Below are 14,739 nucleotides of genomic sequence, written 5' to 3' on the forward strand. Positions count from 1 at the left end.
GCGGCTGCGCCTTACCCGGCCTACGCGTGCTTTTGTAGCCCCGGTAAGCGCAGCGCCACCGGGGAACAGACGGCTTAGAAGTCGTAACGCAGACGCACCAGGTTCATGTCGCCCAGGTTGTCGGTGCTGGAAGTGAACACGTGTTCGTAATCCACGCGGAAACCGTAATCCAGCTGGAAGCTGATACCCACGCCGTTGTCGATGCGCTGGTAGTTACGGCCGTTCACGTACTCAATGCGGTCGCCCATGAAGTAAGGCTGGATGGATTTAACCGCATACTGACCGATTGGGAACTTATAGCCCGCAAAGTATTCAATACCCCATGCATCACCAGCGAAGTAGTCGTTAACCGACACTTTTTTGGTGGTCAGGAAGTTCTGGTACCAGCCGCCGCCTGCGGAGAAGGTCCAGTTGTCCGGGGTCCAGCTCAGCGCGGTACCGAGAATGTTCTGGTCATAGGTTTTGCTGTCGCCGTTGTCCGGGTTACGCATGTCCGCACGGGTGTAGTTCCACGCTGCGCCCCAGGTCAGATCGGTGGTCAGGTGGTAATCCAGACCCAGTGAACCGCCGCCTTTACGCTTGTAGCGCAGGCCGTTGCCCGGCAGGTATTCGCTGTCTTCAAACAGGTAAGATGCGTAGATGTCAGCATCGCCCACGGTTTTCTTATATTTCAGCATCTGGCGTGAACGGTAAGAACCGTCGTAATCGCCGTTGATCCCGTTACCCGGAGCCTGACCAATCATGTCGTAGTCCCAGATATCGGTTTTCGCGCCCACCACATCATAGTAAACGCTGTTCTGTTGACCGAAGGTCAGCGTACCCCAGGTATCGCTCTTCAAACCGGTGTAGAGCATACGACGCGTGGTGTCGTGTGCGCCGTCGGCGTAGTGGTGATCCCAGTTAAACTGCGCAGGAATATTGACACCCAGCTCGTAGTAGCTGATCCAGCTGATGTCATCAAACAGGTAGTAATCAGCCGCGAAACGGAAACGGGTGCCGCCGTCAAAGCCGTTACGCTTGTAGCTGTTTTTACCGTCGTCGCCGGTCATGTTCTGGAATTGAGGACGAATACTGCCGCCAACGGTGAAGTTCAGGCGGCTCAGCGGGTTACCCGCCTGAGGATCCTGCTTAAGAACGGTGATTTCCGCCTGAGAAGCGAAGGTAGTCAATGCCACTGCCGCGCCGATCGTTGCCGCCAGCGCTGATTTTTTTATAGTCATTATTTTTCCTTAATAGACACGCTGCTAAATATTTAGCGGGTGAATATTAACTGGAAATAATCGGGCTGTGTGGTCGGGTTTTTAATGTTTTGTGCTACTAAATGAGTGGGTATTATCACTTTGTGCTATTTAAACACTGCGCACCGGCATTAAAACCCGGCGCGCAACTATCACTGTACTAAATCAACTCGCAAACTGACGGAACAGGGCTTTACCCTTTAACAGCCGCGTGCCGAGCCAGCCTCCGCAGAGAGAAAGCAGCACCGCGCCACAGAGAGGCAGGATCAACCAGAGGCGCCAGTCAGGCTCCCACGGGAAGTCAAAGACCTTTGTCTGCAGCACTGCCAGCGCCGTCTCTGCGCCAATGGCCGCCACCAGACCCGCCACCAGCCCCAGCAGCGCAAACTCGCTCCAGAGCGTCATCCGCAGCAGCCGCTTTCCGGCCCCCAGCGTACGGTAGACCACCAGCTCCTGATGGCGCTGGCGCATGCCCACCTGCACCTGGGCCAGCAGCAACAGCACGCCGCAGATCGTCACCAGCACCACCATCACCTCCAGCGCGCGGCTCACCTGCTCCAGCACCTGCCCCACCTGCTTCAGGATCGCCCCAATATCCAGCAGGCTAACCGTTGGAAACTCCCGGTTTAGCTGGGTCAGCATACCGTTTCCGTTTTCCCAGCGGAAGCTGGTCAGCCAGCTCTGCGGCTGCCCGTCCAGCGCACCCGGCGGGAAGATAAAGAAGAAGTTTGGCCGCAGGCTTTCCCAGTCCACTTTACGCAGGCTGGTGACTTTCGCGGTGAAATCCTGGGTATCGCCGGTAAAGGTCACGCTGTCCCCGAGCTTCACGTTCAGGCGCGTCGCTAGCCCCTCCTCCATCGACACTTCCCCCGCTTTTGGCGGCCAGGTGCCGGCGGTTATCGGGTTGTGGTCAGGGCGTTTCTCCTGCCAGGTCAGGTTCAGCTCGCGGTTCAGCGACTCGTCCTTGTTCCCCTCCGTTGGCTGACCGTTGATCTGCGTCAGACGCGCGCGAACGATGGGATAGAACGACTCAGGGATAATGTGATGCTCCGACAGGAAGCCCTTCAGCGGCGTGACCTGCTCAGGCGCGATATTGATCAGGAAATAGTTCGGGCTTTCCGGGGGAAGCTGCTGCTGCCAGCGATCGAGCAGATCGCCGCGCAGCACTAAAAGCAGCGCCAGCAGCATAAACGACAGCGAGAAAGCCGACAGCTGGCTGAGCGTTGACCACGGCTGATGCAGCAGGCGGTTGACCGCCAGACGCACGGGCAGGGATTTTACCGTCAGCCTCTTCAGGACGTTGAGCAGTATCCAGCCCAGCACACCGCACAGCAGCGCCAGCACCACCGCCCCGGCCAGTACCGCCCACAGCAGCGTGCTGCCCCCCATCAGCCACGCCAGAAGCCCCACCGCCACCGCAATAATCACCGGAAGGTAGAACTTCAGCGGCCAGACGTTCGCCACTACATCGTTGCGGAGCACGCGCAGCGGCTGCGTTGCGAGCAGCAGACGGTAGGGTCGTAGCCCCACCAGCACCGAAATCACCGTCATCGCGCCGATTGCCCACAGCCACGGCCAGAGGCTGGCCGGCGGCAATGCGGCCGGGAGCACAGGTTTGAGCATCACCATCAGCAGTTTTTCAAACAGCAGCCCGATTATTCCGCCAGTAATCGCGGAGAGGACCAGCAGCATCAGCCACTGGCCGACGATCAGCTTGCGCAGCTGCGCCCTGCCCGCCCCCAGGGTTTTGAGGATCGCCACCAGGTCGTAACGGCTGCGGCAGTAGTGCCCCATCGCCACGGCCACCGCCGCCACCGCCAGCAGCAGGGTCAACAATGCCGACAGCAGCAGGAACTGCTGAGAACGCTCGAGAGATTTACCGAGTGCCCCTTCATCCTGCTCCAGCCCGTACCAGCGGTGTTCCGGTTTTAGCTGCGGCAGAAGCCATTTTTCATACGCATCAAGCTGCGCAGGCGTGCCGCCAAACTTGTAGCGCCAGGTGACGCGGCTGCCCGGCTGTACCGCATGGGTTGCTGCTACGTCCGCGGTGTTCATCAGCAGGCGCGGCGCAAGCTGGAACGGGTTAAAGCCGGAGTCGGGCTCCTGCACCACTTCCCCGACGATTTTCAGCGTGGCGTCACCGACGTCGATACTGTCGCCGGGTTTAAGGTTCAGAAGCGCCATCAGACGTGATGCCAGCAGCACTGTACCAGGCGTCGGCTTTAACCCCGGCGGGCTGGTTTGTAAGTCACCGTACATCGGGTAGATGTCATCCACGGCCTTCACGCTGGCAAGCTGCGGCGTGTCGCCCGCAAAGGTCATGGTCTGGAAGGTTATCTGCTCCCCCAGCTTCAGCCCTTCTTTGCGCGCTTCGTCAATCCAGCCCGACGGTACCGGGCGGGAGCTTTGCAGCGTCCTGTCCCCCGCCATAAACTCCCGGCTCTGCTGGCTGAGCCCTTTTTCCATGCGGTCGCTGACGCTGCCGAGCGCCAGCACGCAGGCCACCGCCAGGCTGAGCGCCAGCCAGACAATCAGCAGCGAGGGGGAACGCCACTCGCGCCAGAACCAGCGGGTAATCATGCCTCCTCCTGAAGAATACCGTTGACCAGCCGCAGGCGACGGTCGCAGCGGGCGGCGAGCTGAGGATCGTGGGTCACGAGGATCAGCGTGGTGCCGTGCTCGCGGTTAAGCGAAAACAGCAGGTCGGCAATCCGATCGCCGGTTTTACGGTCAAGGTTACCGGTGGGCTCATCGGCAAACAGGACTTCGGGACGGCCGTTGAACGCCCGCGCCAGCGCCACGCGCTGCTGCTCGCCGCCGGAAAGCTGCGCGGGAAGATGGTCGAGACGTTTCCCCAGACCGAGCTGTTCCAGCAGCGCCTTCGCATGCGTGCGGCTTTCACGGCTGTTTTCACCGCGCAACAGCGCCGGGAGTTCGACGTTTTCCAGCGCGTTCAGGGTCGGGATCAGCATGAAGGACTGGAAGACAAAACCAACGTGACGCGCGCGCAGCGCGGCCCGCGCCTCTTCATCAAGCTGGTGCAGCGGCTGCCCGACAAGGTGGACCTCGCCGCTGCTGCCGTCGTCCAGACCGGCTAAAATCGCCAGCAGCGTGGACTTGCCGGAACCGGATTCGCCAATCAGCGCGATGGTTTCAGCGCGTTTGACAACGAGTTCAACTCCAGTAAGGATGGAAAGCTCGTGTTCCCCCTGACCGACGGACTTCTTAAGATGATGAACTTCAACACTGTTTTCCGCTGGCATTTGCCCTTCCTGTTTTTGATTCTGATGACCTTCCGCGCGGCGGCAGCGGACACGTTACTGGTTCTCGGCGACAGCCTGAGCGCAGGCTATCGCATGGCGGCCAGCGCGGCCTGGCCCGCCCTGCTCAATGACAAATGGCAGAGCAAAACCGCTGTAATCAACGCCAGCATCAGCGGTGATACCTCGCAGCAGGGCCTGTCGCGCCTGCCTGCGCTGCTCAAACAGCACCAGCCGCGCTGGGTGCTGGTGGAGCTTGGCGGTAATGATGGACTGCGCGGTTTCCAGCCTCAGCAAACCGAGCAAACGCTGCGCACCATTTTGCAGGACATCAAGGCGGCAAACGCTCAACCGCTGCTGATGCAAATTCGCCTGCCCGCCAACTACGGTCGTCGGTATAATGAGGCCTTTAGCGCGATCTACCCTAAGCTTGCCAAAGAGTTTGATATTCCGCTGCTGCCATTTTTCATGGAAGAGGTCTATCTCAAACCCCAGTGGATGCAAGACGACGGGATCCACCCCAATCGCGATGCGCAGCCGTTTATTGCCGACTGGATGGCAACGCGGCTGGCTCCTTTAGTTAAACATGACTCCTGATTAAGCGGAGATCCTGACAGGTAAAGTTATGCAAAAATCGGTCTTAATTACAGGATGTTCCAGTGGAATCGGTCTGGAAAGCGCGCTCGAACTGAAGCGCCAGGGGTTTCGGGTCCTGGCGGCCTGTCGTAAACCCGGCGATGTCGAACGCATGAACGGGCTGGGCTTTACCGGCGTACTGCTGGATATGGACTCGCCGGAGAGCGTTGAACGCGCCGCCGATGAAGTGATCGCGCTGACCGACAATCGTCTCTACGGGCTCTTTAACAATGCCGGCTACGGCGTGTATGGCCCGCTGGACACGCTCTCCCGCGAAACGCTGGAGAAACAGTTTTCGACCAATTTCTTCGGCGTGCATCAGCTCACCATGCGTCTGCTCCCCGCGATGCTGCCCCACGGTGAAGGGCGCATCGTGATGACATCGTCAGTGATGGGGCTGATTTCCACCCCGGGCCGCGGCGCCTACGCCGCCAGCAAATATGCGCTGGAGGCCTGGTCCGACGCCCTGCGCATGGAGCTATGCCACAGCGGCATTAAGGTCAGCCTGATTGAACCCGGCCCGATCCGCACCCGCTTTACCGAAAACGTGAACCAGACGCAGGCGGATAAACCGGTCGAGAACCCCGGCATTGCCGCACGTTTTACCCTCGGGCCAGAAGCGGTTGTGGCCAAAGTGCGCCATGCTTTTGAGAGCGAACATCCCAAAATGCGCTATCCGGTGACGCTGGTCACTCACGCCGTAGGCTGGTTAAAACGCCTGCTGCCGGGCCGGATGATGGACAAAATTTTACACGGCTGAGTTGAAGCGACGACGCGCATCCCCATGTAAAGAACAAACCGACAAAAGAGAAAGCCGCATGTCCGTACAGAATATCGTCAATATTACAGAAGCTAACCTGCAACAGACCCTTGAACAGTCGATGACCAAACCGGTGCTGTTCTACTTCTGGTCTGAACGCAGCCAACACTGCCTGCAGCTGACGCCGGTGCTGGAAAGCCTTGCCGCCCAGTACAACGGTCAGTTCATTCTCGCTAAGCTGGACTGCGACGCCGAGCCGATGGTGGCGTCCCAGTTTGGCCTGCGCGCCATTCCTACGGTCTATCTGTTCCAGAACGGTCAGCCTGTTGACGGCTTCCAGGGGCCGCAGCCGGAGGAGGCTATCCGCGCCCTGCTGGATAAAGTGCTGCCGCGCGAAGAAGAGCTGAAAGCGCAGGAAGGCATGGCGCTGATGCAGGAAGGCAAATACGACGAGGCGCTGCCGCTGCTCAAAGACGCGTGGCAGCTGTCGAATCAGAACAGCCAGATTGGCCTGCTGCTGGCGGAAACGCAGATCGCCCTGCACCGCTCAGAAGACGCGGAGGCCGTACTCAAAACGGTTCCGCTGCAGGATCAGGACACCCGCTATCAGGGGCTGGTCGCACAAATTGAGCTGCTGAAACAGGCCGCGGACACCCCGGAAATTCAGCAGCTGCAGCAGCAGGTCGCCGACAACCCGGCCGACGCCGCGCTGGCAAGCCAGCTGGCGCTGCAGCTGCACCAGGTGGGACGCAACGAAGAAGCGCTTGAGCTGCTGTTTAGCCATCTGCAAAAAGATCTGGCCGCCGCAGACGGTCAGGCGCGTAAGATGTTCCAGGAGATCCTGGCCGCGCTGGGCACCGGAGACGCGCTGGCGTCGAAGTATCGTCGCCAGCTGTACGCGTTGCTCTACTAACAAAAAAATGCCCGGTGGCGGCTTCGCCTTACCGGGCCTACAAAAGCCGATGTTATCCCGTCTTTTTCAACTGCGTCACCACCAGCTGGTGGCGCGCGTTGTAGAACTTCCGATAGGTCAGGTAGCAGGCAATGATGGTTGACAGGCTTGCCGTGGAGAGCAGCATAAACGTCACCATGATCTGATACTTAATCGCTTTTACCGGATCGATACCGGCAAAAATCAGCCCCGACATCATGCCCGGCAGGCTCACCAGCCCCACCGTTTTGGCTGAATCTACCGTTGGGATCAGCGATGAGCGAATGCTCTCACGAATCAGTCGCGCCGAGGCCACCTTAGGCGTCGCCCCCAGGCTTAATTTCTCCTGCAGCTGCTGCTGTTCACTGCTGAAGCGCTGGCCGAGATTGTTATAACACAGCCCAACGGCCACCATGGCGTTCCCCGCAATCATCCCCGAGATGGGGATAACCTGCATCGGCGTAAACGCAATCGAGCCGGAGAGCACCAGCACCGCCAGCGTGAGCGCCGTCCCGGTGGTAATGGCGATAAACGACGAGATAAAAGCCTTATCAATGTATTTACTGCGCTTTTTCGCATTCCACGCCGCGTTAAAACAGATAAAAAGCACCATCAGCAGCGTCAGCACCGCGTGGTTGACGTTGAAGATATACTTCAGCACATAGCCGACGATGATGAGCTGAATCACCGCGCGGCAGATACTCCACACAATATCTTTTTCCAGCCCCAGCTTTTCCCGGTAGCTGACCACAATCGCAATCAATACCAGCACCATCGAAAACGCCAGCGATTCATTGGTAATGTTATGCTCACCCACGGTTTGCCTCCTGCATTTTCCCGCCGTGCGGCTGAAGCGTAATCACGTCATCCGCATGGGTAATTTCGTTAGCGTCGTGCGTCACCCACAGCACGGCAATATTCTGCTCCCGGGCGTAGCGATGAATAATCTCGTTGACGTTGCGTTTGTTGGCGTCATCGAGCGCGCTGGTAATTTCGTCCAGCAACAGCACCTTCGGTAAAAACTGCAGATTACGCATCAGCGAGACGCGCTGCTTTTCTCCCCCCGACAGCGCATTGATGGATTTGGTTAACGTCTCCTGCGCCAGGCCAAAGCGGGCCAGATCGCTGATAAATTTTTCCGGCTCCGGCGTTTTATTGCGGATTTGCCACGGGAAAATCAGGTTGTCATAAACCGTATCGCCAAACAGCGCGGGGGTTTGCACGCAGTAGGAGACCTGCTGGCGATAACTTTCCGGGGAAAGCGACGCGATATCCTCTCCTTCAAACAGAATGGTTCCCTCCGTCGGGCTGAGGAGTGAGGCCACCATCTTCAGCAGCGTGCTTTTACCGCAGCCTGAGGGGCCTGTGATGAGTTTAAACTCGCCCGGCGACAGGCTAAATCCGACGTGCTGAAGAATAATGTTTTCCCCGACACGAAATCCGATATCCCTGAGTTCTAATCGTTTTTTGTTGTCGTTCATTGCGCTTCCGTTAACCGCTTATTGTAAGAAACGTCTGTAGCATAATCCTTTCGTCCGCACAGAGCGAATAGCCTCACGCTTAAGCAAGTGTTAAACTTTTTGTTTGTTATTTGTCACCACCATCACTACAGGAAGTATGCGACATGGCACATATCTTTTATGAGTTTCCTTCCCTGAAGCCTGGTGTTCCTGATGTCGAAACATTAATGGAAGTCATCAAATCGTCGGAACTCACGCGTTTTGTGATTGGTGCAGAGGTGGTGGATTTTGTTAAGAAGGCGCTCATCGTGAACACCACGATCGGCAGTTTCAAAAACTGCTATTTCGCCTTCGACAACGGGACACACTTCCTGGAATTTGACGGCAAGGGAAAATCAAAACGCTTCAATGAGGTACCCGACTGGTTCGTCTCTCCGGCTGAATTTTCTCGTACCCAGTGGCTTATCAACCACGATCTTGCGGATGTGAAAGCCACCCGATTCATTGACGTGCTGATGTCCTATCCGCTGAAAGAGCGCCGCGCGCACTGTAATTTGCTATTCGGGCTGGAGCTTGAAAAGGTGAATGCGGTTCCGGCCTCAGCGTCAGCCGCAGGTAAAATCGGCAATAAGAACGGTAAAACCACCAAACCGCGCGTGACCGATCTGGGATCGTTTGAATTGTTCAGCCAGTTCTTTGCACGCATGAAAACCGCCGTGCTGGCCGATGAGTTCCCTACCCTGCAGGTCCTGACGGGCATGGATAACCTGACAAAAGCGCCGCATAATTTAAAACAAGGCATCAGAACGTGGTTCAAAGCCATCGCGGGCGACCTTCCACCGAATAACAAACGCGTAGAAGCGGGGAATGCCGTTCTGTTCTGCGCCCCTATCCGCGAACAGATCCAGCGTATTGAAGCGCTGGGGCTGGAGAAGTACTACCAGGGATTATCCAAAGCCATTGCCGAAGCGGGTGATGGCTTCATCTCTGACTTTACCTATACTTACGAGCAATAAACACACACATCTCTCGTCACAGCATGCAAAACAGGAGGTTTTTATGCTTATCGTTGTTCCTGTCCTTATTTTTGTTGCGCTGGTTATTGTGGGCGCAGGCGTCAAAATTGTCCCTCAGGGTTATCAGTGGACCGTTGAGCGTTTCGGTCGATACACCAACACGCTCCAGCCGGGCTTAAGCCTGATTGTTCCGTTCATGGACAGAATCGGTCGCAAGATCAACATGATGGAACAGGTGCTGGACATTCCTTCTCAGGAGATCATCTCCAAGGATAACGCCAACGTCACCATCGACGCCGTCTGCTTTATTCAGGTGATTGATGCGCCGAAAGCGGCGTATGAGGTCAGCAACCTGGAGCTGGCGATCGTCAACCTGACGATGACCAACATCCGTACCGTGCTCGGCTCGATGGAGCTGGACGAGATGCTTTCCCAGCGCGACAGCATCAATACCCGCCTGCTGCATATTGTCGATGAGGCAACCAACCCGTGGGGCATCAAGGTCACCCGTATCGAGATCCGCGACGTGCGCCCACCGGCGGAGCTGATCGCCTCCATGAACGCCCAGATGAAGGCCGAGCGAACCAAGCGCGCCTATATTCTGGAGGCCGAAGGGGTGCGTCAGGCGGAGATCCTGAAAGCGGAAGGGGAAAAACAGTCGCAGATCCTGAAAGCGGAAGGCGATCGTCAATCCGCATTCTTACAGGCGGAAGCGCGTGAACGTTCGGCAGAAGCGGAAGCCCGTGCGACGCAGATGGTCTCCGAGGCGATTGCCGCCGGTGATATCCAGGCCGTGAACTACTTTGTCGCGCAAAAATATACCGATGCGCTGAAAGAGATCGGCTCCGCAAACAACAGCAAGGTGGTGATGATGCCGCTGGAGGCCAGCAGCCTGATGGGCTCTATCGCCGGTATTGCAGAGCTTATCAAAGACAGCGGAAACGAGCGTAAAAAATGATTGAGCTGATTGTTGCACATCCTCACGCCTTCTGGCTAAGCTTGGGTGGCTTATTGCTGGCGGCGGAGATGCTGGGCGGCAACGGCTACCTGCTCTGGAGCGGTGTTGCCGCCGTCATTACTGGCCTTCTGGTCTGGATCCTTCCGCTGGACTGGGCGTGGCAGGGCGCACTGTTTGCCGTGCTCACGCTGGTGGCCGCGTGGCTGTGGTGGCGCTGGCTTAACCGACGGGTTAGCGAGCAGAAGCCGCTGGACGCGCATCTCAACCAGCGCGGACAGCAGATTGTCGGCAAGCGTTTTACGCTCGACACCGCGCTGGTTAACGGGCGCGGGCATATGCGCGTGGGCGACAGCTCGTGGCCGGTGGTCGCCGACGACGACCTCAGCGCCGGCACGCGGGTTGAGGTCATTGCGGTGGAAGGCATTACCCTGCGGGTGAAAGCCTGCTAAGCAGAAGCCTTACGATGACAGCAGCCGGCAAGATTGTCGATAATCGGGCAGTCGGCGCTGTCATCCCCCGGACAGGATTCCGCGAGCTGTAGCAGCTGTTCGCGCATCGCCTGCAGCTCGATGATGTGGCGTTCTATCTCGGCCACTTTTTCCAGCGTGCGTTTTTTCACGTCGGCGCTGTGACGCTTCGGATCGTTAAACAGGTTAACCAGCTCGCCGCACTCTTCCAGATTAAAACCGACCTGCCTTGCCTGGCGCAGTAGCGTCAGCTCATCAATATGCAGTTTCGTATAGCTGCGGTAGCCGTTTTCGCTGCGCAGCGGCGGCGTCACCAGCCCCTTCTCTTCATAAAAGCGGATTGCCTTGCTGGTTAAGCCGGTTTTTTTTGCCACGTCACTGATATTCACATTTCCCCCTTGACCTTCCCCTTGATGGAAGGTTTAACCTTCATAACAGTTAGCGAAAAGCGTTACTCCGGTCAACTACTGACCAGTTCATTATACGGGAGTTTTGTTATGTCTCACACTATCGACCTGACGCTGGACGGCCTCTCCTGCGGCCACTGTGTCAAACGCGTTAAAGAAAGCCTGGAACAGCGCCCTGACGTTGAAAGCGCTGACGTGACTATCGATCATGCCGCCGTGACCGGCAGCGCCAGCGCGGATGCGCTGATCGATACCATCAAGCAGGCCGGTTACGGGGCGGAGTTAAGCCACCCAAAGGCTAAACCGCTGGCAGAGTCATCATCCCCGTCGGAAGCGCTGACAGCGGCCACTCCTGAGCTTCCGGCAGCGGATGATATTGACGACAGCCAACAGCTGCTGATCAACGGCATGAGCTGCGCCAGCTGCGTCTCCCGGGTACAAAACGCCTTGCAGGCCGTTCCGGGCGTCGCGCAGGCACGGGTCAATCTTGCGGAGCGTACTGCGCTGGTGTTGGGCAGTGCCTCCGCCGCAGATTTAGTGCAGGCCGTTGAGAAAGCGGGCTACGGGGCGGAGGCCATCGAAGATGATGCCGAGCGCCGCGAGCGCCAGCAGGAAACGGCTATCGCCACCATGAAACGCTTCCGCTGGCAGGCGATTGTCGCCCTGCTGGTGGGTATTCCGGTCATGGTGTGGGGGATGATCGGCGACAACATGATGGTCACCGACGGCAACCGTACGCTGTGGCTGGTGATTGGCCTGATTACCCTTGCGGTAATGGTGTTTGCAGGCGGACATTTCTATACCAGCGCCTGGAAGAGCCTGAAAAACCGCACCGCGACGATGGATACGCTGGTGGCGCTCGGTACCGGCGCGGCGTGGCTCTATTCGATGAGCGTGAACGTCTGGCCCCAGTGGTTCCCGATGGAGGCGCGGCATCTTTACTATGAAGCGAGCGCGATGATTATCGGCCTGATTAACCTGGGCCATATGCTGGAAGCCCGCGCCCGTCAGCGCTCCTCGAAAGCGCTGGAAAGATTGCTTGATTTAACCCCGCCGACGGCCCGCGTGGTCACGGACGAGGGGGAGAAAAGCGTCCCGCTGGCGGAAGTTCAGCCCGGCATGACGCTGCGCCTGACGACGGGCGATCGCGTTCCCGTTGACGGTAAGATAACCCAGGGCGAAGCTTGGCTTGATGAAGCGATGCTGACCGGCGAGCCTATCCCTCAGCAGAAATCAGACGGCGATGCCGTTCATGCCGGGACGGTGGTGCAGGACGGCAGCGTGCTGTTTACCGCCAGCGCCGTCGGCAGCCACACGACGCTGTCGCGTATTATCCGCATGGTACGCCAGGCGCAGAGCAGCAAGCCGGAAATTGGCCAGCTTGCCGACAGAATCTCGGCCATTTTTGTGCCGGTGGTGGTCGGCATTGCCCTGCTGAGCGCGGCTATCTGGTATTTCTTCGGCCCCGCACCGCAGATTGTTTACACCCTGGTGATCGCCACCACGGTGCTGATCATCGCCTGTCCGTGCGCTCTTGGCCTGGCGACCCCAATGTCGATTATCTCCGGCGTAGGCCGCGCGGCCGAATTTGGCGTACTGGTACGGGATGCCGACGCGCTGCAGCGGGCCAGCACCCTCGACACGCTGGTGTTTGATAAAACCGGCACGCTGACCGAAGGCAAACCGCAGGTGGTGGCCGTCACTACCGCAGGCATTGCGCAAGAGGACGCGCTGCGTCTCGCCGCCGCGCTGGAGCAAGGATCCAGCCATCCGCTGGCGCGCGCCATTCTCGATAAAGCAAATGCTTCTGACCTGCCGCAGGTGAGCAATTTCCGCACCCTGCGCGGGCTCGGCGTGAGCGGTGAAGCAGAAGGCCACGCGCTGCTGCTGGGCAACCAGGCATTGCTCAATGAAAACGGTATTGATACCGCCGCGCTGGAAAGCGAGCTGAAAGCGCAGGCGTCTCAGGGCGCCACGCCGGTTCTGCTGGCGGTGGATGGCAAAGCCGCCGCGCTGCTGGCCGTGCGCGATCCGCTTCGCCAGGACAGCGTGGACGCCCTGCAGCGCCTGCACCGTGCGGGCTATCGTCTGGTGATGCTGACCGGGGATAACCCGACCACCGCCAACGCCATCGCGAAAGAGGCCGGAATTGATGAGGTCATTGCAGGCGTACTGCCGGACGGTAAAGCGGACGCCATCAAGAAACTGCAAAGTCAGGGTCGTCAGGTGGCGATGGTCGGCGACGGCATCAACGATGCCCCGGCGCTGGCCCAGGCGGACGTGGGGATTGCCATGGGCGGCGGGAGCGATGTCGCCATTGAAACCGCTGCTATTACGCTGATGCGCCATAGCCTGATGGGGGTTGCCGACGCGCTGGCCATTTCAAAAGCCACGCTGCGCAACATGAAGCAGAACTTGCTGGGAGCGTTCGTCTATAACACCCTCGGTATTCCCATCGCGGCCGGGATTTTATGGCCGCTGACCGGCACGCTGCTTAACCCGGTGGTCGCGGGTGCGGCGATGGCGCTCTCCTCCATTACCGTGGTGAGCAACGCCAACCGGCTGCTGCGCTTTAAACCGAAGGATTGAACCTTGTACCCGTACGCGCTAGCATGAACCTTTCCATTCATGGAGCGCGTATGGGTCTGTTTAATCGTATAAAAGCATCGTTTCGCGCCCTCTTTCCTCGCCGTTACGCCTGGCCCGGTCTGGATATCTCTCTCCCCGGCGGGCAGCACCTGCACCTGGTCGGCAGCATCCATATGGGTACGCAGGATATGTCTCCCCTGCCACCCGGCCTGATAAAACTGCTGAAACGCGCCGACGCGCTGATCGTTGAGGCGGACATTTCGGGTCAGGAGTCACCGTTTGCCGGGCTCGAGAGCGATCTCACCCTGGCGGAACGTCTGGATGATGCCCAGCTTGCGGAACTGACGCGCGTCGCGGATGAAACCGGCGTGTCGCTCTCCATGATTGACACCCTGCCGCTCTGGCAAATTGCGATGGTGCTGCAGGCCACGCAGGCCCAGCGTCTGGGACTGCGCGGTGACTACGGCATTGATTACCAGCTGCTGAACGCGGCAAGGGCCCGCAGCCTGCCCGTCATCGAGCTGGAAGGGACGGACAGCCAGATTGCGCTTCTGCGCCAGCTTCCCGACGACGGCCTGATGCTGCTGGATGATACGTTGACCCACTGGCATACCAACGCGCGCCTGCTGCAGACCATGATTGGCTGGTGGCTGGATGCGCCGCCTGAGGACGGTAAGCTGGCGTTACCGTCGACGTTCAGCGAATCGCTGTATGACGTGCTGATGAACGCGCGCAACAAAGCCTGGCGGCAGACGCTGCATGCGTTACCTGCGGGGCATTACGTGGTGGCGGTTGGGGCGTTACATTTGTACGGAGAAGGGAATTTGCCGTCACTGTTAAAATAAAAAAATGGCCAATATTTCTATTGGCCCGTCAAAGAGGAATTTCATCGTTTTTATTATGCCGAAGGAGACCTTCGGTTGAGCCGATTGTCGCTCAAAGTGACCATCACTGCCAATACTATTGCGCAAGATGGTGCTATTTTTTAGACAAACGTCAGGCGTATGCTGTTGGCAT

The 14,739-nt window shown here is 58.4% G+C and carries 14 protein-coding genes; 8 read left to right on the forward strand and 6 right to left on the reverse strand.

Going from position 1 to position 14,739, the window contains the following annotated elements; translation table 11 throughout:
* Positions 1-74: 74 nt before the first annotated feature.
* The 3 genes from NQ230_RS17940 to ybbA form a co-directional block, all read right to left on the reverse strand.
* Positions 75-1,220 (reverse strand): porin, encoded by a 1,146-nt coding sequence (locus NQ230_RS17940; protein WP_023310628.1) that lies wholly within the window; start codon positions 1,218-1,220, stop codon positions 75-77.
* A gap of 183 nt (positions 1,221-1,403) precedes the next feature.
* Entirely contained in the window at positions 1,404-3,818 is a 2,415-nt protein-coding gene (ybbP, locus tag NQ230_RS17945; RefSeq protein ID WP_257258506.1) for a putative ABC transporter permease subunit YbbP, read from the reverse strand.
* Positions 3,815-4,501 carry a putative ABC transporter ATP-binding protein YbbA gene (gene ybbA / locus NQ230_RS17950; protein WP_032642011.1) on the reverse strand — a complete coding sequence of 229 codons (687 nt, stop codon included), beginning with the start codon at positions 4,499-4,501 and terminating at the stop codon, positions 3,815-3,817. Before ybbA ends, ybbP begins: the two co-directional genes overlap by 4 nt.
* Between ybbA and tesA the strand changes: the two genes are divergently transcribed.
* From tesA to NQ230_RS17965, 3 genes are read left to right on the forward strand one after another with little or no spacing between them, the layout of a single operon-like run.
* Entirely contained in the window at positions 4,472-5,095 is a 624-nt protein-coding gene (tesA, locus tag NQ230_RS17955) for a multifunctional acyl-CoA thioesterase I/protease I/lysophospholipase L1 (RefSeq protein WP_047650472.1), read from the forward strand. The two genes, ybbA and tesA, sit on opposite strands and share 30 nt — an antisense overlap.
* Before the next feature lie 28 nt (positions 5,096-5,123).
* Positions 5,124-5,894: an SDR family oxidoreductase gene (locus tag NQ230_RS17960; protein ID WP_257258509.1), complete on the forward strand. Its 771-nt coding sequence runs from the start codon at positions 5,124-5,126 to the stop codon at positions 5,892-5,894.
* 58 nt (positions 5,895-5,952) lie between these two features.
* Positions 5,953-6,807 carry a co-chaperone YbbN gene (locus tag NQ230_RS17965; RefSeq protein WP_024906867.1) on the forward strand — a complete coding sequence of 285 codons (855 nt, stop codon included), beginning with the start codon at positions 5,953-5,955 and terminating at the stop codon, positions 6,805-6,807.
* 52 nt (positions 6,808-6,859) lie between these two features.
* Here NQ230_RS17965 and fetB read toward each other — a convergent pair whose 3' ends face one another.
* Together fetB and fetA are read right to left on the reverse strand one after the other, a co-directional pair.
* The gene (gene fetB / locus NQ230_RS17970) at positions 6,860-7,600 is read right to left on the reverse strand and encodes an iron efflux ABC transporter permease subunit FetB (RefSeq protein WP_233470038.1); all 741 of its coding nucleotides are present in this window, start codon (positions 7,598-7,600) and stop codon (positions 6,860-6,862) included.
* Positions 7,601-7,634: 34 nt separating this feature from the next.
* A complete protein-coding gene (fetA, locus tag NQ230_RS17975; protein WP_257258512.1) occupies positions 7,635-8,306 on the reverse strand; it encodes an iron efflux ABC transporter ATP-binding subunit FetA in 672 nt (223 codons plus the stop codon).
* A gap of 143 nt (positions 8,307-8,449) precedes the next feature.
* On the opposite strand from fetA, the gene NQ230_RS17980 reads away from it, so the two are divergent.
* Genes NQ230_RS17980 through NQ230_RS17990 form a run of 3 tightly spaced genes read left to right on the forward strand, consistent with a single transcriptional unit; the run spans position 8,450 to position 10,708 of the window.
* Positions 8,450-9,301, forward strand: a complete 852-nt coding sequence (locus NQ230_RS17980; RefSeq protein ID WP_121425560.1) for a hypothetical protein — start codon at positions 8,450-8,452, stop codon at positions 9,299-9,301.
* A 43-nt stretch (positions 9,302-9,344) separates the two neighbouring features.
* On the forward strand, positions 9,345-10,259 hold the full coding sequence (locus tag NQ230_RS17985) for an SPFH domain-containing protein (protein ID WP_032661456.1): 915 nt from the start codon (positions 9,345-9,347) through the stop codon (positions 10,257-10,259).
* Positions 10,256-10,708 (forward strand): NfeD family protein, encoded by a 453-nt coding sequence (locus tag NQ230_RS17990; protein WP_193940320.1) that lies wholly within the window; start codon positions 10,256-10,258, stop codon positions 10,706-10,708. Before NQ230_RS17985 ends, NQ230_RS17990 begins: the two co-directional genes overlap by 4 nt.
* Here NQ230_RS17990 and cueR read toward each other — a convergent pair.
* On the reverse strand, positions 10,705-11,115 hold the full coding sequence (gene cueR, locus NQ230_RS17995) for a Cu(I)-responsive transcriptional regulator (RefSeq protein WP_032661458.1): 411 nt from the start codon (positions 11,113-11,115) through the stop codon (positions 10,705-10,707). The two genes, NQ230_RS17990 and cueR, sit on opposite strands and share 4 nt — an antisense overlap.
* Positions 11,116-11,223: 108 nt before the next feature.
* Here cueR and copA point away from each other — a divergent pair, with 108 nt between their 5' ends.
* A complete protein-coding gene (gene copA, locus NQ230_RS18000) occupies positions 11,224-13,722 on the forward strand; it encodes a copper-exporting P-type ATPase CopA (protein WP_257258516.1) in 2,499 nt (832 codons plus the stop codon).
* A 50-nt stretch (positions 13,723-13,772) separates the two neighbouring features.
* On the forward strand, positions 13,773-14,567 hold the full coding sequence (locus NQ230_RS18005) for a TraB/GumN family protein (protein WP_257258517.1): 795 nt from the start codon (positions 13,773-13,775) through the stop codon (positions 14,565-14,567).
* The last annotated feature ends 172 nt before the right edge of the window (positions 14,568-14,739 follow it).

Origin of the sequence: Enterobacter asburiae (assembly GCF_024599655.1) — a bacterium.
In the GTDB taxonomy this organism is placed as follows: domain Bacteria; phylum Pseudomonadota; class Gammaproteobacteria; order Enterobacterales; family Enterobacteriaceae; genus Enterobacter; species Enterobacter asburiae_D.